14 protein-coding genes are annotated in these 19467 nt (G+C 65.3%); 4 read left to right on the top strand and 10 right to left on the bottom strand.

Annotation, left to right across the window (positions count from 1 at the left end):
* Positions 1 to 211 precede the first annotated feature (211 nt).
* Positions 212 to 1471 (top strand): MFS transporter, encoded by a 1260-nt coding sequence (locus tag EVC45_RS16095; RefSeq protein ID WP_129958940.1) that lies wholly within the window; start codon positions 212 to 214, stop codon positions 1469 to 1471.
* Positions 1472 to 1498: 27 nt separating this feature from the next.
* Positions 1499 to 2764: a D-amino acid dehydrogenase gene (locus EVC45_RS16090; RefSeq protein WP_129958939.1), complete on the top strand. Its 1266-nt coding sequence runs from the start codon at positions 1499 to 1501 to the stop codon at positions 2762 to 2764.
* 202 nt (positions 2765 to 2966) lie between these two features.
* Here EVC45_RS16090 and EVC45_RS16085 read toward each other — a convergent pair whose 3' ends face one another.
* The 3 genes from EVC45_RS16085 to EVC45_RS16075 all read right to left on the bottom strand — a co-directional run bounded on the left by EVC45_RS16085 (position 2967) and on the right by EVC45_RS16075 (position 10304).
* Positions 2967 to 4436 carry a glutamate synthase subunit beta gene (locus EVC45_RS16085; RefSeq protein ID WP_129958938.1) on the bottom strand — a complete coding sequence of 490 codons (1470 nt, stop codon included), beginning with the start codon at positions 4434 to 4436 and terminating at the stop codon, positions 2967 to 2969.
* A gap of 104 nt (positions 4437 to 4540) precedes the next feature.
* Positions 4541 to 9244 (bottom strand): glutamate synthase-related protein, encoded by a 4704-nt coding sequence (locus tag EVC45_RS16080; RefSeq protein WP_129958937.1) that lies wholly within the window; start codon positions 9242 to 9244, stop codon positions 4541 to 4543.
* A 352-nt stretch (positions 9245 to 9596) separates the two neighbouring features.
* Entirely contained in the window at positions 9597 to 10304 is a 708-nt protein-coding gene (locus tag EVC45_RS16075; RefSeq protein ID WP_013090727.1) for a transposase, read from the bottom strand.
* A 187-nt stretch (positions 10305 to 10491) separates the two neighbouring features.
* On the opposite strand from EVC45_RS16075, the gene EVC45_RS16070 reads away from it, so the two are divergent.
* Together EVC45_RS16070 and EVC45_RS16065 are read left to right on the top strand one after the other, a co-directional pair.
* On the top strand, positions 10492 to 11217 hold the full coding sequence (locus EVC45_RS16070) for an OmpW family protein (protein WP_129958936.1): 726 nt from the start codon (positions 10492 to 10494) through the stop codon (positions 11215 to 11217).
* A gap of 366 nt (positions 11218 to 11583) precedes the next feature.
* Positions 11584 to 11964, top strand: coding sequence for a YqjD family protein (locus EVC45_RS16065; protein ID WP_129958935.1), 381 nt, complete (start codon positions 11584 to 11586; stop codon positions 11962 to 11964).
* Positions 11965 to 12072: 108 nt separating this feature from the next.
* Here EVC45_RS16065 and EVC45_RS16060 read toward each other — a convergent pair whose 3' ends face one another.
* From EVC45_RS16060 to pilM, 7 genes are all read right to left on the bottom strand, one after another.
* The gene (locus EVC45_RS16060; RefSeq protein ID WP_248295153.1) at positions 12073 to 13251 is read right to left on the bottom strand and encodes a deoxyguanosinetriphosphate triphosphohydrolase; all 1179 of its coding nucleotides are present in this window, start codon (positions 13249 to 13251) and stop codon (positions 12073 to 12075) included.
* 144 nt (positions 13252 to 13395) lie between these two features.
* Positions 13396 to 14481: a 3-dehydroquinate synthase gene (aroB, locus tag EVC45_RS16055; RefSeq protein ID WP_129958933.1), complete on the bottom strand. Its 1086-nt coding sequence runs from the start codon at positions 14479 to 14481 to the stop codon at positions 13396 to 13398.
* Entirely contained in the window at positions 14481 to 15032 is a 552-nt protein-coding gene (locus EVC45_RS16050) for a shikimate kinase (RefSeq protein ID WP_129958932.1), read from the bottom strand. The genes aroB and EVC45_RS16050 overlap by 1 nt, the downstream gene beginning before the upstream one ends.
* 114 nt (positions 15033 to 15146) lie before the next feature.
* On the bottom strand, positions 15147 to 16865 hold the full coding sequence (gene pilQ, locus EVC45_RS16045; RefSeq protein WP_129958931.1) for a type IV pilus secretin PilQ: 1719 nt from the start codon (positions 16863 to 16865) through the stop codon (positions 15147 to 15149).
* On the bottom strand, positions 16862 to 17782 hold the full coding sequence (locus tag EVC45_RS16040; RefSeq protein WP_129958930.1) for a hypothetical protein: 921 nt from the start codon (positions 17780 to 17782) through the stop codon (positions 16862 to 16864). The genes pilQ and EVC45_RS16040 overlap by 4 nt, the downstream gene beginning before the upstream one ends.
* Positions 17779 to 18474, bottom strand: coding sequence for a fimbrial assembly protein (locus tag EVC45_RS16035; protein WP_129958929.1), 696 nt, complete (start codon positions 18472 to 18474; stop codon positions 17779 to 17781). Before EVC45_RS16035 ends, EVC45_RS16040 begins: the two co-directional genes overlap by 4 nt.
* Positions 18471 to 19460, bottom strand: a complete 990-nt coding sequence (pilM, locus tag EVC45_RS16030; RefSeq protein WP_129958928.1) for a pilus assembly protein PilM — start codon at positions 19458 to 19460, stop codon at positions 18471 to 18473. The genes EVC45_RS16035 and pilM overlap by 4 nt, the downstream gene beginning before the upstream one ends.
* Positions 19461 to 19467: the final 7 nt, after the last annotated feature.

Below are 19467 nucleotides of genomic sequence, written 5' to 3'. Positions count from 1 at the left end.
CGCGGCGGCACACCAGCAAGCGACGCACACGATTCGTCGCGCCACATGCTTTCATCACTGATTTCCGTTCGCTTGCGGTGCCTTATCGGCCATTGCCGCAGCGCCGCCATTTTTGCCCCCAACTGGCCTCACGTCGCGGCATCCCCGTAGAATACGGACACCCTCCCATCCAGCCCCGCAGGCAAAAGAAACCTGGAGACCACAACAAAACATGTCTTCTCTCCAATGGTTCACCGAGCTGACCCAGCGCGAGCGCCGCACCCTGTACGCCGGTTTCGGCGGCTACGCCGTCGACGCGTTCGACTTCATGATCTACTCGTTCCTCATTCCGACGCTGATCGCGACGTGGGGCATGAGCAAAAGCCAAGCAGGCATGATCGCCACCAGCTCGCTGATTTCGTCGGCGATCGGCGGCTGGCTCGCCGGGATTCTCGCCGATCGCCATGGCCGCATCCGTGTATTGCAATGGACGATCGCCACCTTCGCGATCTTCACGTTCCTGTCCGGCTTCACGCAGTCGTTCTGGCAGTTGCTGACCACCCGCACGCTGCAGGGCATCGGCTTCGGCGGTGAGTGGTCGGTCGTGACGATCATGATGGCCGAGACGATCCGCTCGCCGCAGCATCGCGCGAAGGCGGTCGGCACCGTGCAAAGCAGCTGGTCGTTCGGCTGGGCGGCCGCGGCGATCGTCTACTGGGCGGCTTTCGCGTTGCTGCCGGAACAGTACGCGTGGCGCGCGTGCTTCTGGGTGGGCCTGCTGCCCGCCGCATGGATCATCTATATTCGCCGCAACGTCAGCGACCCCGACATCTTTCTCGCGACGCGTCGCGCGCGCGAAAGCGGTATCAACACATCGCACTTCATGCAGATATTCTCGGCCGCGCATCTGAAGACAACGCTGCTCGGCAGCGCGCTGTGCACCGGCATGCTCGGCGGCTACTACGCGATCACGACGTGGCTGCCCACCTATCTGAAGACGGAGCGCCATCTGTCGGTGTTCAACACGAGCGGCTATCTGATCGTGCTGATCGTCGGTTCGTTCGCAGGCTATATCGTCGGCGCGATCCTGTGCGACAGGATCGGCCGGCGCGCGTCGTTCGTGCTGTTCGCGCTCGGCTCGTTCGTTCTCGGCATGGTCTACACGATGCTGCCGATCACCGACACGATGATGCTCGCGCTCGGCTTCCCGCTCGGCATCGTCGTGCAGGGCATTTTCGCGGGCATCGGCGCGTATCTGTCCGAGCTGTATCCGAACGAGATTCGCGGCTCGGGACAAGGCTTCTGCTACAACCTCGGGCGCGGACTCGGCTCGTTCTTCCCGATACTCGTCGGCACCTCCGCGCAGACGATGACGCTCGTGAAGGCGATGGGCATCGTCGCGGGCTCGGGGTATCTGCTCGTGATCGTCGCCGCGTCGTGCCTGCCGGAAACGAAGGGCAAGGTGCTCGGAGCGGCCGGCTCCGCCGCTTGAGATCGTCTGAAACCGCAGTTCCCAATCATGAAAACGATCGTACTCGGCGGCGGCGTCATCGGCGTCGCCACTGCTTTCTATCTGTCCCAGCAAGGCTGCGACGTGACGGTGATCGAGCGCGAGCCGGACGTCGCCCTGTCCACGAGTTTCGGCAACGCCGGCGTGATCGCGCCGGGCTACGTGACGCCGTGGGCCGCGCCCGGCATGCCGGCGAAAATCCTCAAGTACCTGTTCAAGCCCACCTCGCCGCTGATCTTCCGGCCGACGCTCGATCCGGCCCAATGGCGCTGGATCGCGCGCTGGCTGCGCGAGTGCGAGCTCGAACGCTTTCGCGTGAACAAGCAGCGGATGCAGCGCATCGCGTACTACAGCCGCGCGTGCCTGCACGAATTCCGCGGCCGTCATCCGTTCGACTACGGCCGCAGCCAGGGCTATCTGCAACTGTTTCGCAGCGAGTACGACGTCGAACTCGCGCAGCCGGCGCTCGCGGTGCTGCGCGATGCGGGGATCGTGCATCGGGAAGTCAGCGCCGCGCAGTGCGTGGAGATCGAGCCGGGTTTGCGCTGGGCGCAGCAGGCGCCGTTCTCCGGCCTCTATCTGCCCGACGATGAAGCCGGCGACTGCGCGCGCTTCACCCGCGAGCTGCGCGCGATCTGCGAGCGCAATGGCGTGAGCTTTCGCTTCGACACGCGGGTGACGTCACTCGATATCGAGGGCGCGACGGTGCGCGGCGTGCGTATTCAATGCGAGCGCGGCGCGGAGACATTGCCGGCCGACGCGGTGGTCGTCGCGCTCGGCGTCGATAGCGCGGCGCTGCTCGCGCCGCTCGGCGTGAGGGTGCCGCTCTATCCGGTGAAGGGCTATTCGGCCACGCTGCCCGTGACCGACGAGGAAAAAGCGCCGCGTGCGGCACTGATGGACGAATCGCTGAAGACGGCGATCACGCGCTTCGGCAACAACCTGCGCATCGCGGGTACGGCGGAGCTCGGCAACCGCCAGACGACGCTGCGCGAGCAGGCGCTGCAAACGCTGCTCACCGTGCTGCGCGACTGGTTTCCGCACGCCGCCACGCCGACTTCCGCGTGCTTCTGGGTCGGCCGCCGGCCGATGACGCCCGATGGCGCGCCGCTGCTCGGCCCGTGCAACCTCGGCAACTTATGGCTGAACCTTGGGCACGGCTCGACGGGCTGGGCGATGTCGATGGGCTCGGGGCGCGTGGTCGCGGATCTGATTACGCAACGCAAGCCGGAGATCGATCTCGATGGCCTGACGCTCGCGCGCTATCGCAAATGAGACGGGCATAACGCGCGGCGGTCGAAGCCGGCACAAAAGAAAACCGGGCCCCCCTTTCAGGCGAGCCCGGTTTCTTTTTTCACTGCATCGCTTTACCGCTACAGGTGCCCTTCATGGGGCACCTTGTCGTCTCCACGCCTTCCTGCAAATCGTGGCTGGTGTACGCCGTCTGAAACACCCCGCGCACACCGGCTGAAGACGCTTAACGCGGCAGTTCCGAATGACCCATCAGGAACGCGTCGACCGAACGCGCGCACTGACGGCCTTCGCGGATCGCCCACACGACGAGCGACTGGCCACGGCGCATGTCGCCTGCCGTGAACACCTTGTTCACCGACGTGTAGTACGCCTTGTCACCCTCGGTCGCGGCGCGCACGTTGCCGCGCGCATCCTTGTCGACGCCGAACGCTTCGAGCACCGGCGACACCGGCTGCGTGAAGCCCATCGCGAGCAGCACGAGGTCGGCCTTCATCTCGAACTCCGAGTTCGGCACTTCGACCATCTTGCCTTCCTTCCATTCGACGCGCGCGGCGATCAGCTTCTCGACCTTGCCGTTCTTGCCTTCGAGACGCTTGGTCGCGACCGCCCAATCGCGCTCGCAGCCTTCCTCGTGCGACGACGACGTGCGCAGCTTGATCGGCCAGTACGGCCACACGAGCGGCTTGTTCTCTTCTTCCGGCGGCTGCGGCAGCAGTTCGAACTGCGTGACGCTCTTCGCGCCGTGACGGTTCGAGGTGCCCACGCAGTCCGAACCGGTATCGCCGCCGCCGATCACGACGACGTGCTTGCCCTTCGCGACCAGCTGGTTCGGCACCTTGTCGCCGGCGTTGACCTTGTTCTGCTGCGGCAGGAATTCCATCGCGTAGTACACGCCTTCGAGCTCGCGGCCCGGTACCGGCAGATCGCGCGGCGTTTCCGAACCGCCGGCGATCACGACTGCGTCGAACTGTTCGTTCAGATCGGCCGGCGTGATGGTTTCCTTCGCCGTGTTGCCGATGTGCGCCGGCAGCGTGTCCGGCTTGCCGATGAACACGTTGGTGCGGAACGTCACGCCTTCGGCTTCCATCTGGCGCATGCGGCGGTCGATCTGCCACTTCTCCAGCTTGAAGTCGGGGATGCCATAACGCAGCAGGCCGCCGATGCGGTCGTTCTTCTCGAACACGGTCACGTCATGACCGGCGCGCGCGAGCTGCTGCGCAGCCGCGAGACCCGCGGGGCCCGAGCCGACCACGGCGACCTTCTTGCCGGTCTTGTGCTTCGGCGTTTGCGGCGCGACCCAACCTTCGGTCCAGGCTTTGTCAATGATCGCGTGCTCGATCGACTTGATGCCGACCGGGTCGTCGTTGATGCCGAGCGTGCACGCCGCTTCGCACGGCGCCGGGCAGATGCGGCCCGTGAACTCGGGGAAGTTGTTGGTCGAATGCAGCACTTCGATCGCGTTCTTCCAGTCCTGACGGAACACCAGGTCGTTGAAGTCCGGGATGATGTTGTTGACCGGGCAGCCGTTGTTGCAGAACGGAATGCCGCAGTCCATGCAACGCGCGCCTTGAATCTTCGCTTCGTCGTCGGTCAGTGCCGCGACGAATTCCTTGTAGTGCTTCACACGCGTGAGCGGAGCCTCGTACGTCTCGTGGCGACGTTCGAACTCGAGAAAACCGGTTGCCTTGCCCATGTGGTTCTCTTCTCTATCTGTATCTAGGGGTAATCTGGACCCGCCGCGCGTCGATCGATCGGAACGCGGCGGGTACGTCTAAGTGTGACTTCCGTGACGACGGGTCAGGCGGCGAGCACTTCGCTGTTCGCCTTCTTCGCGGCGAGTTCGCCGAGCGCGCGCTTGTATTCGGTCGGGAACACCTTCACGAACTGACGGCGTGCCGCGTCCCAGTTTTCGAGCAGCGCCTTCGCACGCGGCGAGCCCGTGAACTGGAAGTGACGCTCGATGAGCCCCTTGAGCAGCACTTCGTCGGTCGTGCCGCGATGCCACACGCCCTGGTCGACCGTGCGCTCCTGCTCGGCCTGTTGCAGCACCGGGTCGAGCGAAACCATCGACTTGTTGCACTTGCTCGCGAACGTGCCGTCCGGATCGAACACGTACGCGATACCGCCCGACATGCCGGCCGCGAAGTTACGGCCCGTTTCGCCGAGCACGATCACCGTGCCGCCCGTCATGTATTCGCAACCGTGATCGCCCGTGCCTTCGACGACCGCCGTCGCGCCCGAGTTACGCACGCAGAAACGCTCGCCCGCGACGCCGCGGAAGAAGGCTTCACCTTCGATCGCGCCGTACATCACCGTGTTGCCGCAGATGATGTTCTCTTCCGACTTGCCGCGGAAATCGTTGGTCGGACGGATGATGATGCGGCCGCCCGACAGGCCCTTGCCGACGTAGTCGTTGCCGTCGCCGACCAGATCCAGCGTGACGCCCTTCGCGAGGAACGCGCCGAAGCTCTGACCCGCGGTGCCCTTCAGCTGGATGTGGATCGCGTCGTCCGCGAGACCTTCATGGCCGTACTTCTTCGCGATCGTGCCCGACAGCATCGCGCCGACCGTGCGGTTCACGTTGCGCACCGGCTGGATGAACGAGACGTGCTCGCCCTTCTCGATCGCGGCCTTCGCCTTCTCGATCAGCGTGTGATCGAGTGCGCGGTCGAGGCCGTGATCCTGCACGTCGACGTGCTTGCGTGCGACTTCGGCCGGCACTTGCGGCTGATAGAACACGCGCGAGAAGTCGAGGCCCTTCGCCTTCCAGTGCTCGATGCCCTTCTTCGTGTCGAGCAGTTCCGCGCGGCCGATCAGGTCGTCGAACTTGCGGATGCCGAGTTGCGCCATGATTTCGCGCGCTTCTTCCGCGACGAAGAAGAAGAAGTTCACGACGTGTTCCGGCTGGCCCTGGAACTTCGCACGCAGCACCGGATCTTGCGTCGCGACGCCGACCGGGCATGTGTTCAGATGGCACTTGCGCATCATGATGCAGCCTTCGACGACGAGCGGCGCCGTCGCGAAGCCGAACTCGTCCGCGCCGAGCAGCGCGCCGATCACGACGTCGCGGCCGGTCTTCATCTGACCGTCGGCCTGCACGCGGATACGGCCGCGCAGCTGGTTCAGCACCAGTGTCTGCTGCGTTTCGGCGAGACCCAGTTCCCACGGCGTGCCCGCATGCTTGATCGACGACAGCGGCGACGCACCCGTGCCTCCGTCATGACCGGCGATCACGACGTGATCGGCCTTCGCCTTCGCGACACCCGCTGCAACCGTACCGACGCCCGACTCCGACACGAGCTTCACCGAAATGCTCGACGATGCGTTCACGTTCTTCAGATCGTGAATCAGCTGCGCCAGGTCTTCGATCGAGTAGATGTCGTGGTGCGGCGGCGGCGAGATCAGGCCGACGCCCGGCACCGAGTAGCGCAGCTTGCCGATGTAGTCCGACACCTTGTGGCCCGGCAGCTGACCGCCTTCGCCCGGCTTCGCGCCCTGCGCCATCTTGATCTGGATCTGGTCGGCCGACGCGAGGTACTCCGCCGTCACGCCGAAGCGGCCCGACGCGACCTGCTTGATGCGCGAGCGCAGCGAATCGCCGTCCTTGAGCGGAATGTCGACGATCACTTCGTCGCCGATCACCGACTTCATCGTGTCGCCGTTCTTGATCGGAATGCCACGCAGCTCGTTGCGATAACGGTTCGCGTCCTCACCGCCCTCACCCGTGTTCGACTTGCCGCCGATGCGGTTCATCGCGACGGCGAGCGTGGCGTGCGCTTCGGTGCTGATCGAGCCCATCGACATGGCGCCGGTCGCGAAACGCTTGACGATGTCCTTCGCCGGTTCGACTTCGTCGAGCGGGATCGCCTTGGTCGGATCGAACTTGAACTCGAACAGGCCGCGGAAGGTCATGTGGCGCCTGGTCTGATCGTTGATCAGATGCGCGTATTCCTTGTACGTCTGGTACGAGTTGCTGCGTGCCGAGTGCTGCAGCTTGGCGATCGCATCCGGCGTCCACATATGTTCTTCGCCGCGCACGCGGTAGGCGTATTCGCCGCCCGCGTCGAGCATGTTCGCGAGCACCGGGTTGTCGCCGAATGCTTCGCGATGCAGGCGGATCGCTTCTTCCGCGACGTCGAACAGACCAATGCCGCCGACCTTCGACGAGGTGCCGTGGAAGTACTTCGACACCAGATCCGAGGCAAGCCCGACCGCTTCAAAAATCTGCGCGCCGGTGTACGACATATAGGTCGAAATGCCCATCTTCGACATGACCTTCTGCAGGCCCTTGCCGACTGCCTTCGTGAAGTTGTAGACCGCCTTCTCCGCCGACAGGTCGCCCTTCAGGCCGGCCGCCAGCTGGCTCAGCGTTTCCATCGCGAGGTACGGGTGCACGGCTTCCGCGCCGTAGCCCGCGAGCAGCGCGAAGTGGTGCGTTTCACGCGCCGAACCCGTTTCGACGACGAGACCCGTGCTCGTGCGCAGACCCTGCTGCACGAGGTGCGTGTGGATCGCGGCGGTGGCGAGCAGTGCCGGAATCGCGACGTTGTCGCGGTCGGTCTTGCGGTCCGACACGATCAGCATGTTGTAGCCGGACTTGACCGCATCGACGGCTTCCGCGCACAGCGACGCGAGACGCGCCTCGATGCCTTCCTTGCCCCAGGCGACCGGATAGCAGATGTTCAGCTCGTACGAGCTGAATTTGCCGCCGGTGTACTGATCGATCGCGCGGATCTTCGCGATGTCCTTGAAGTCGAGCACCGGCTGCGACACTTCGAGACGCATCGGCGGGTTGATGTTGTTCGTGTCGAGCAGGTTCGGCTTCGGGCCGATGAACGACACCAGCGACATCACCATGTTTTCACGGATCGGGTCGATCGGCGGGTTCGTGACCTGTGCGAACAGCTGCTTGAAGTAGTGGTACAGCGTCTTGTTCTTGTTGGACATGACCGCGAGCGGCGAGTCGTTGCCCATCGAGCCGACGGCTTCCTCGCCCGCTTGCGCCATCGGCGCCATCAGGAACTTCAGGTCTTCCTGGGTGTAGCCGAACGCCTGCTGGCGATCCAGCAGCGCGGCGGCTTCGCGGCGTTCCGTTGCAACGTCTTCGGCCTTCGGCTCGATCTCGTCGAGCTTGATGCGCACGGCGTCGATCCAGCTCTTGTACGGCTTGGCGTTCGCGAGGTTGTCCTTCAGTTCCTTGTCGTCGATGATGCGGCCGTGCTCCATGTCGATCAGGAACATCTTGCCCGGCTGCAGACGCCACTTCTTGACGATCTTCGATTCAGGAATAGGCAACGTGCCGGCTTCCGACGCCATGATGACGAGGTCGTCGTCGGTGACGATGTAGCGCGCCGGACGCAGACCGTTACGGTCGAGCGTCGCGCCGATCTGGCGGCCGTCGGTGAACGCGATCGCGGCGGGGCCGTCCCACGGCTCCATCATCGCGGCGTGGTATTCGTAGAACGCCTTGCGGTTCTCGTCCATCAGCGTGTGCTGTTCCCAGGCTTCCGGAATCATCATCATCATCGCGTGGACGAGCGGGTAGCCGGCCATCACCAGCAGTTCGAGACAGTTGTCGAACGATGCCGTATCCGATTGCCCCGGATAGATCAGCGGCCACAGCTTCGGCAGGTCGTCGCCGAGCACGTGCGAGGCGATCGCGCCGGTACGCGCGTTCAGCCAGTTGACGTTGCCCTTCACCGTGTTGATTTCGCCGTTGTGGGCGATCATGCGGTACGGGTGAGCCAGTTCCCACGCCGGGAACGTGTTGGTCGAGAAGCGCTGGTGCACGAGAGCGAGCGCCGAGATGGTGCGGTCGTCCTGCAGGTCGCGGTAGTACACGCCGACCTGGCCCGCAAGCAGCAGACCCTTGTAGACGACCGTGCGCGCCGAGCACGACGGCACGAAATATTCCTTGCCGTGCTTGAGCTTGAGCGCCTGGATGCGGTGGCTCGCGGTCTTGCGGATAATGTACAGCTTCCGCTCGAGCGCGTCGGTCACCATGATGTCCTTGCCGCGGCCGATGAAGATCTGGCGGATCAGCGGCTCGCTTGCCTTGACGGTCGGCGAGATCGGCATGGCGTGGTCGACCGGCACGTCGCGCCAGCCGAGCACGACCTGACCTTCGGCCTTCACCGTGCGCTCGAGCTCCTGTTCGCAGGCGATGCGCGACGCGTGCTCCTTCGGCAGGAAGATCATGCCGACGCCGTATTCGCCAGCCGGCGGCAGCGTCACGCCCTGCTTGGCCATCTCCTCGCGATAGAAGCCGTCCGGAATCTGGATCAGGATGCCCGCGCCGTCGCCCATCAGCGGATCGGCGCCGACGGCGCCCCGGTGGTCGAGGTTCTCGAGAATCTTCAGACCCTGCTGGATGATTTCGTGACTCTTCTGGCCCTTGATGTGGGCGACGAAGCCGACGCCGCAGGCGTCATGCTCGTTTTGCGGGTCGTACAGACCTTGGGCGGCGGGAACCGGGTGAATCGGTTGCTGGTGGTCGTTCATGGGGACACCGTCTGTGAGGAGGCCGGACAGGCCGTTAAACCATTGTTTTTTTGCCGCAGTGCGCTTCGCGACCACGACGGCGCTCTTCTCGCAGCCGGACTGCGCGGGATGAAAAGCGTCGGAAATCGGAATATACGCGACGAATCAAGGAAATAGCAAATAAAACCTTGTGATCCGCCCCCGATTATCAAATTGGTGCATTGCGGCTATTTTTTATTGGTGCCATATCATTTTGGGGCAAAAGAAAACGGCATATGAAATGCCGTCTTCATGCAGCCCATTGATGCAAAACGCTTTCTTCGGATTTAAAGCGGCTTTATCGAGGGCGCCGGGGTGTCGCCTCGCCGCCGCCTCACTGCGTATGCGGCGTCTCGCGGACCTTGCGCGGCCGGCCACGCGGCAGAGGTGACACCCGCCGGTTCGCGGCGCGCGCCGCCCATTCGCGGTAAGTGTCGCTGCCGAGCACCCAGCCTTTCAACGTGGCTTGCTGGAGCTGGCTTGCCTCGCGCTCGTCGAGCGGCTGCTCGCACAGTTCACGGTAGGCGCGCTGTCGCTCGAATGGCGTATTGCCGAGCGACCAGTAGAGGGGGTGATCCGTGATCAGGCTGTCGAGGGTGAGGCCGATGTGATGACGATAGCTCGACCAGCGATAATCCTCGGCCGCGTTGACCAGCTGCAGGCGCACCGGACACATTTCGACGACCCGGCTAGCAAGCAGGAAGTAACGCTCACCCTCGATCACCGTGGCCCGATAACGGCCCTCCCACAAAGTGCCGCGACGCGCGTAGCGCCGGTTGAAGTGCGCGACGTAGCGCCGCCCGACGGCCTGCATCGCCTTGGGCAGGCTCGACTCCTCGGTGGGCGTGACGAGCAGTTGCACGGCGCCCGGCATCAAGGCGTAAGCGTGGATGGAAAGGTGATGGTCCCGGGAAGCCGCCTTCAGACAGTCGATGAAGAGCTCGTAGTCCTGGTCGTCGACGAAAGCGGGCTGCTGATCGAGCCCGCGGAGGATGACGTGCTGCGGCTGGTCGGGGACATAAAGACGTGCAAGCCGTGCCATGCTGGAGTGTCCAATAGTCGCGTTGGTATATACCCGAAGGTCCGAAGATCCGCATGCGCGCAAGGTTCGGCGCCATACGGCGAAGCCAGAAACCACGCGGCGCTTAGGGAGAAAACTCTAACCGCCGCGTATGGTTTGTTTCAAACGTTGTAGTCATAATGAGCGGGCCTTTTTTGGAGGAGCACATATGAAATTAAAACAGGCCGTAACGGGGATGGCAGTGCTTGCCTGCATGAGTACGGCAGCACACGCACAATCGGCCGGCAGCATTTACGTCACGACGGGCTGGTTCCATCTGGCGCCCCAATCGAGCAGCGACCCGCTGACCATAACCAGCATTGGCGGTAGCCCAACCAACATCACCGAACCCAACACCGGCGCCTCGCTGAGTTCCGCCGACACCATCGGTTTCACCGCCGGCTATTTCATCACCGACCACATCGCGACTGAATTCGTCATTGGCGTCCCCCCTACGTTCGACCTGTCCGGCACGGGCAGCCTTGCGCAGTTCGGCAAGATCGGGGAGGCCAAACAGTGGAGCCCGACTCTGCTGTTCAAGTACTACTTCAACGAGCCGACCGCCGCGTTCCGTCCGTATCTCGGTATCGGTGTGAGCCGCATCTGGTTCACCGACCAGCAGATTACCAACAGCGCATTCGAAGCCAACGTTCTGCATGGTCCGACCAGTGTGTCGACGGATAGTTCGTGGGAACCTGTGTTTAATGCGGGCTTCCATTACTCCTTCAATCAGCACTGGTTCGCCGGCGTGTCGGTCTCGTACCTGCCGCTCAGTACGACCGCGAAACTCAGTTCGGCATCGACCACCCCGGTCGGCACGCTGACCGTGCAATCGCAGACCAAGATCAAGCTGAACCCGATCGTCACCTACGTCAATATCGGTTACCGTTTCTAACGCTTCGCGAGAGCGGGTGGCTTGAATTAGGGTAGTCGAATTTTCGCGCCCTGGCGAACGCCGTCATCGAGCCGATGACGGCGTTTTCGTTTGGCATCTCCGTTGCATCGGAACGGCAGCGTCATCCGGCATCGGCGTTTGTAAATTTGACGCGGATTCGGCGCGCCAGTGTGCAATATCTGGCGACGAGACGGGCACGCTCATCCTGTCGCGAGCCGCGCGCATGGCAGGTCGCGGGCGATGCGGCGCTTGGCATCGAAGTTGCGTTCAGATGGCGTTTCCTACGCTGCGACGTGATACTACGTCTGCGCATAGCGTGTCCGCGCGACGATGCGCGGGGCCTTTCAACTCATCGACGGAGCGACCATGACAGCACTTCCAAATACGCGAGACGCCCTCGGCGAATCCTGGACCAGCGCGAGTCGCCGTGCGCGGCGCATCGCTCGCCATAGCCGCCATGCGGCCGAAGATATCGCGGTCGAGTTGCGCACCCTGCTGTCGGAACTCGAATCGACTTTGGCCGACGGCACGCAGGCCGACGCCGTGGCCTTGCGCGGCAGGCTGCGCAAGCAGCTGGACGCCGCGCGCGAGCGGCTGAACGAAACGCGCGACGCGATGCGCGACCGCGCGGGCGTCGCGATCTCGGACGCCGATCACTACGTGCATGAAAATCCGTGGCAGACGATTGCGATCGTCGGCGGGCTTGCGCTGATAGCGGGAGCGCTGTTCGCGTCGCGCTCGCGGTGACGCGGGCTTGCGCGGTTTGATGCTGTTGGCAAGGGGACGCGACGGCAGCTTCGATACGGCGACGTTGACCGTCACACTCCTTGCCGCACGTCCAGCCGCCGCTAGCGCCTAGTTATCGTCGATCACGAACAGGCGCCGATACTCCTTCAGCGCGTAGCGATCGGTCATCCCCGCGATGTAATGCGCGATCAGACGCGGCTGGCGCGTCCCATCGGTCGACTGATAGTCCGGCGGCAGCAGCCGCGGGTCGTCGGTGAACGCGTCGAACAGACCGACCACGACGCGGCGTGCCTTGTTGGCCATGCGCATCACGCGATAGTGGCGGTACATGTTTCTGAACAGAAAGCGCTTGAGCGCCGCAGCCTGCGCGGCGATCGCATCGCTGTGCGCGACAAGCGGGGGCGCCGCGCGAACGTCGTCGAGCGACGCCGGCGTGTAGCGCGCGAGATTGGCCCGCGTCGTCTCGATCAGATCGACGATCAGCGTATTGATCACGCGCCGCACCGTCTCGTGAATCAGCCGACGCCCTTCGATCTGCGGGTAGTCGCTGCGCGCCGCCTCGCAGTGCGTTTGCCAGAGCTCCACTTCGGCGAGTTGCTCGAGTGTCAACAGACCGGAGCGCAGACCGTCGTCGACATCATGATTGTTGTACGCGATTTCGTCGGCGACGTTGGCGATCTGCGCTTCGAGCGACGGCTGACGCCCTTCGAGAAAGCGCTCGCCCAATTCGCCGAGCCGGCGCGCATTGTCGCGCGAGCAATGCTTGAGAATGCCCTCGCGCGTCTCGAAGCACAGGTTCAGGCCATTGAAGGCTCCGTAGTGCTCCTCAAGTTCGTCGACGACCGCAAGACTCTGCAGGTTGTGCTCGAACCCGCCATGCTCGCGCATGCATTCGTTCAACGCATCCTGCCCGGCATGGCCGAACGGCGTATGGCCGAGATCGTGTGCCAGCGAAATCGCTTCGACGAGATCTTCGTTGACGCGCAGATTGCGCGCGACCGAGCGCGCGATCTGCGCAACTTCGAGACTATGGGTGAGCCGGGTGCGAAACAGATCGCCCTCGTGATTGACGAATACCTGAGTCTTGTATTCGAGCCGGCGGAATGCGGTGGAGTGGACGATGCGGTCGCGGTCGCGCTGAAACTCGGTGCGCGCACTCGGCGCGGTTTCCGGATAGCGACGCCCACGCGATTGGCTCGAATGGGCCGCGTACGGCGCGAGATGCGCTTCGAGCGCCTGCTGGGTCGGTGCGGGGACGGCCGGTGTGGCGACGGCGGCAGCGCCGATGGCGCCATTCCCGGCGGCTGCGCGCTCGCTCGTCGAGTCAAGCTGGATATCGTCGCTGCGCCTGTCGGTCACCGGGTTCTCCGAAACATGGGCGGCGCCTCGTGACGCGGGTGCGTAAAGCGTGGCTGCAGGGCCGTGGTGGATCTAGACGGCGGCGGCCAGCGTTGCATTTACGTCGGCGTCGGGCGCCCGGGTGATCAGTGTTTCACCGAAACGCTTCAGCAGAATGAACTTGATCGCACCGCCTTCCGCTTTCTTGTCGATCTGCATCAGTTCGACATAGCGGTCCGCGCCGAGCGCGGGAGCGCGAGTGGGCAGATGCGCGGCAAGCACGACGTCGACGAGCCGCTTGCGCGACGCTTCATCGAGATGGCCAAGCCTCACCGACAGATCCGCCGCCATCACCATTCCGCAGCCGACTGCCTCGCCGTGCAGCCACTCGCCATAGCCGAGTCCGGCTTCGATCGCATGGCCGAACGTGTGGCCGAAGTTGAGAATCGCGCGCAGACCACCTTCGCGCTCGTCCTGCGCCACGACCGCCGCCTTGATCTCGCACGAGCGCTTGACCGCCTCGGTCAATGCTTCCGGTTCGCAGCGGTTCAAAGCCTCGATATTGGCCTCGATCCAGCTAAAGAAACCGGCGTCGGCGATCGCGCCGGTTTTGATGACCTCGGCGACGCCCGCCGCGAGTTCGCGCCCGGGCAGCGTACGCAACGCGCCGATGTCGGCGATCACCGCCTGCGGCTGGTAGAACGCGCCGATCATGTTCTTGCCGAGCGGATGATTGATGCCGGTCTTGCCGCCGACCGACGAATCCACCTGTGACAGCAACGTGGTCGGCACCTGGATGAACGGCACGCCGCGCATGTAGCAGGCCGCGGCAAACCCGGTCATGTCGCCGATCACGCCGCCGCCGAGCGCGATCAGCGTGGTCTTGCGGTCGGCACGCGAGCCGAGCAGCGCGTCGAAGATCAGATTCAGCGTCTGCAGATTCTTGTGCGCTTCGCCGTCCGGCAGAACGACTGTGGACACCTGCTTGTTCAGCGGCGCGAGCGCCGCGCGCAGCTTGTCGCCGTAAAGCGGGTCGACGGTGGTATTGGTGACGATCGTGACCGAGTTGCCGGCGATGTGCGGCGCGAACAGCTCGGTCTGGCCGATCAGGTCGGCACCGATATGGATGGGGTAGGCGCGCTCGCCCAGTTCGACGTTGACGGTAATCATACGGTCCATTATGACGCAGGATGTTTGGCGACGCCGGCCATCTCGAGCTGCATCAGAACCATGTTGACGAGTCCGTTGACCGACGGCCGGCCGGTTTCAATCACGAAGTGCGCGCATTCGCGGTACAGCGGATCGCGCACTTCGTAGAGCGCTTCCAGGCGCGCCTTGGGGTCTTCCGTTTGCAGCAGCGGGCGATTCTTGTCGCGCCGCGTACGCAGCCACAGGTCATGCGGATTGGCGCGCAGATAGATCACGAGGCCGCGGCTTTTCAGCGCTTCGCGGTTTTCCGGCCGCAGCACCGCGCCGCCACCGGTCGCGAGCACGATATTGTCGCGTCCGGTCAGATCGGAGATCACGCTCGCTTCGCGATCGCGAAAACCCGCTTCGCCCTCGAGCTCGAAGATCACGGGAATGCGCGCGCCCGTGCGCGCCTCGATTTCATGGTCGGAATCGAAGAACGGGCGCTCGAGACGGCGCGCAACCGCCCGACCCACAGTGGTTTTTCCTGCCCCCATGAGCCCTACGAAAAAAACATTGGCGTGTGCGTCCCGCGCTTGCAACGGTGTCCTCTGGCTAATCCGGTGTAGTTCGTGCCGCAGCTTACTGGCAAAGCGGCTGCCTTGTCGAGCCTGCGCACCGCCGGCGAACGGCGGCGCAAGCGTGCCCTATATGCCCTAATTTTCCCGCACCACCCGCGGCGTGATGAAAACAGCCAGTTCGCTGCGCGTGTCGCGATGAGTCCGATTGCGGAACAAAGCGCCCAGAACCGGTATTTTGCCAAGAATGGGCACCCGCTCGACGTCGTCCCGGTCGTCGGTCTCGTAAATTCCGCCGATCGACACCGTACCACCATCCTCGACCTCGACGCGCGTTTGCACGTGCTTGGTGTTGATCGCGGGCCCGGCGTCGGTCTGCTCGCCGACGCTGTCCTTCGCGACGTCGAGATCGAGCACCACCCGGCCATCCGGCATGATCTGCGGCTCGACCTCCAGTTTGAGCGTCGCGCGGCGAAACTGCACGCCCGATACGCCCTGGCCGACCTTCGCCTGATACGGCAGCTCGGTGCCCTGCTCGACGATCGCCTTCATCCGGTCCGCCGTGACGACCCGCGGGCTCGACACGATTTTCCCATGTCCCTCGGATTCGAGCGCCGATAGCTCGATATTCAGCAGCCGCGTCGCGCGCGCCGCGAACAGCGTGAGGCCGGCGGTCGCGGCATCGAAGCCGGAGATCGGACGGGCCGACAGATCGTACACGGAGCCGTCCGTTCCTGCCGTCAGCCCCCTCGACGTACCGTCCGCGCTCGTGCCGGCGAGCGACAGCCGCACCCCGAGATTGCGCGAAAAGCCCTGGTCGCCTTCGACGATCTGCGCCTCGATCAGCACCTGGCGAGTCGGCCGGTCGACGGAAGCGATCAGCGCCGCGATCTGCTCGAGCCGCCCCGCGAGGTCGGTGACGAACAGCAGGTTGGTGCGCGGATCGGCGGTGACGGCACCGCGTTTGGACAGCACGCGCTGGGTGCCGGAGCCGGTCAGCAGACGCCGCACGTCCTCGGCGTGCGCGTAGTGCAGCTCGAACGTACGGCTCGCGAGCGGCTCGAGGTCCGCCGCGTGCGCGTGAGCTTCGAAGCGCTGACGTTCGCGCGCGGCGAGTTCGGCGGCAGGCGCGACCCAGATTACGTTGCCGTGGCGCTCCATCGCCAGATTGTTGACGTCGAGCAGCGTATCGAACGCGGTGCGCCACGGCACTTTGTCGAGCCGTATCGACACGGCGCCGCGCACTTTGTCGCTGGCGACGATGTTCAAGCCGGTGAACTCGGCGAACGCTTTCAGGACCGCGCCGAGCTGCGCGCGCTGAAAGTTCAGCGAGATCGGCTTGTTGCCCCCGGCAAGGTCCGAGTCGGCATTGGCCGGTGCGTCTGCGAGGCGCAGCCGCGGCGGCAGCGGGACCGGCGGACCTTCGAGACTGGGCGTGCCGGCGCTGTCGTCGCGAGCCGGGGTGGCAGGTTGTTTTGGCGACGGCGGCTGGACCGGGCCGTTAACGACGTCGTCCGGAGAAGCGTCGGGCGTTATCGCGGAACGCGAAGTCGCCTGCAGGGCGTCCCGGTCCTCGCCCGCGTTTGGCACAGAAGCGTCGCCAAACGGATTCGACAATTGGCCGACGCCGCCGCCCGGAAGCGGTGCTGGCTCGTAGGCGGCATTGGCCGACGCGGCCGGGTCGCCGAGCGCCGCGTAAGTCGGCAACGGCGGCAGCAGCGGTGGCGCCGATGCCTGCGCAACGCCGGCGCCCAGCATCGCAGCGACGTAGAACCCGAAACACAATCCGATATCGACGCGGCTCTCGCGTCCGGCCCCCAACATCGCCACGCTCCATCGCTCGAGCGCGCGCTTCATGACGCCTCCGGCAGCGTCAGTGTGCGCGTCGCGCCGCCGTTCGCGAGCGTGATGCCGAGCTCGTCGAGCTGCGTGACCCGCTCGACGCCGAGTTGCTGCCCGGCCGCGACCGTCGTCGTGCCGTCTGGCGTGTCGAGCACGGCGAGCCCGCGGGTGCGATCGCGCAGCAAACCGACGAGGCGCAATTCGGCGGCATCGCCCGGCTCGCCGCTCGCGGAGATCTGCGGCCTGGCAAACGGATCGAAGAACACCAGATCTTCGTCGTCATCGTCGGCGTCAGGGCTCGCCTCGGCGCTTGCGGCCGCAGTCTCGGGAGCAGGCCGCAGCGCGTCGTACACCTGCAGCGTCGCGGCCACCGCGAGCCCTTTGCCGTCCTGCTTGACGGTCACGTCGACGGGAACGATCAGCACCGGCAGTTGCGCGAGCCCATGGAAAAACGCCATCAGGTGAACGAACTCCGTGCGCGCGGTGAGCTGTAGCGCGCGCATCCGCTCGACGCCCTCACCGCTCGCCGCGCCGGGTTCGATGGCGAGCAACGCAACGCCGCTTTGCGTGGCCAGCTCGGAGACGATGCGCACGTCGTCGGCGGAATTCCACGACACAGCGCTCGATGCCGTGGCCGGCATCGCCGCGGCGGCCCGGCGCAACGACGGCAGCTGCGCGAGCGCGTGCCGCGCATCCGCGAGTCGCTGCGTGCTGACCGCGAGCGCCGCGCGGCTCGCCTCCAGTCCGGCGAGATCGGCCGCGTTCCAGCCGTATGCGCCGAGGCCGAACACGAGCGCGGCAAGCGTCGCCGCGACGAGCCAGCGACGGCGCCGGCTCCACGCGTCGAGCGGCACACGCGCCCGCTTGACCCAGCGCGAAAAAATCGCGGCCCCGTGCGCCGCACCGCCCGGCTCGAAAAAAGTCGTGCTCATCGGGCACCTCCCGTTCGTGCGACCTGCGAGGCGCGCGTCGCTTTCGGAGGCGGATCGCCCCAGCGCAGGCGCGCATCGAACTGCACCGGTCCGCCCATCACCGGTTCCGTCGACGCGCCGCCCTTCCCCGTCGGCCGACGCAGATCGCGCATCTCCGCGCCCTGCACACCGTGGATTGCGCCGAACCGCTTGAGCCATTCGGCCGACGCGAGATGGCCGCTCGACGTCGCCAGCAATTCGGTCTCGTACTCGCGCTGGCGCAACTGCCGCAACACGACGCGATCGCCGGGCTCGAAGCTCAGCGCGTCGAGCAGATCTCGCAGATGCTTGAGCGGGGCCGCGAGGCTCGCGGCGCGCGCCGCGGCGTTGCGCTGCTGCTGCCCAACCTGCGACAGCTTCGCGTGCTCCGCGAGCGGCGCTGCGAGCCGCGTCAGCGCTTGCCCGGCCACCGCGCGCCGCGCATCGAGCCGCGCCGCGGCGAAGCTCTGCCAACCGGCGACGAGCAACACCCCCGCGGCGCCGACGCAAGCCGCCACCGCCCAGTCGCGCATACAGCGGCGCCGCGCGAGTCGCGCGTTGCGTTGGCGGTACGGCAGCAGATTGAAGCCGCCGAGCCATGGCACGGCGACGCGCTGATCACACCGATCGGGACTCGCGGGCACGCCAGACGAAAACGACAGAACGCCCCTCATTCCAGCACCCCGCGCAAAGCGAGCCCGAACGCGACCGCGCCAGCGGGCTCGTGCAACAACGCGTCGTCGAGCTCACGCGCTTGGCTGCCGAGCAGCGCGCACTCGAACGGCAGCACGGAGCAGCCGAGCACATCGCCAATATCGGCGAGTGAAAAGCCGACGCCGTCGAGCAGATCGATTTCACCGCCGATCAACGCGCAGTCGAACTCCGGCCCTTGCGTCAGATCGCGCAACGCGTCGGCAAGATCGGTATGCTCGGGCGCCGGATAGCGCATCTCGCCGACGTTCGCGCCATCGACGACGCTCCAGCCGTACACGCCGTCCGTACCGACCCACACCGCCGCGTACGGCTCGTTCGGGTCGAGTTCGCGACTCGCTGCGTGGCGCAGTGCGCGCAACGCCGCGTGCGGTTCGCCGTCGATCGCGGACAGCGATATTCCCGCTGTTGCCGCGCATTCGATCCGCGCTTCGAGATGCTGACGCGCGGTCGCGGCGATCTTCACCGAGCGCACCGGCGACGGTATCTCGTCGACGTACCAGTCGACCGCGAGCGCATGACGCTCGAGCCCGGCGATGCGCTCCGCCTCGCCCATCACGGCGGGCGCGAGTCCGGCGAGCGCAATGCCGCCGTCCTCCGCCTCGCAGTCGCTCTGCGCGGCGAGCCGCGCGAGCGGCACCGTGGTCGTCAGCGTGGCCGACGAGGGCACGGCCATCGCGCAGCGCAGCGCGTGCGTCGCGCATACGCGCGGCAGACCGGCGAACGCATCGCGCAACGCCCGCGCGACGGCCTGCCGGTCAACGATCTCGGCGCCCGCCATCGCGCCGGCCGCGAGCGGCACCGTGCTCATATGTTCGAGATGCAGCGCGCCCCGTGCGCGTTGACTCACCACGACGAGACGCACGTTTTGCGAACCGACGTCGATGCCGGCGGCGAAACGCTGCCGGCCCTCCCGCACCGCCTGAAGCCACGAATTCTTATAGGCCATACCGCCC

The organism is Paraburkholderia sp. UYCP14C, from assembly GCF_004197395.1.
Taxonomy (GTDB): domain Bacteria; phylum Pseudomonadota; class Gammaproteobacteria; order Burkholderiales; family Burkholderiaceae; genus Paraburkholderia.
The sequence above is the reverse complement of the archived record's forward strand: the minus strand, read 5'-3'. Positions and strand labels throughout refer to the sequence as shown.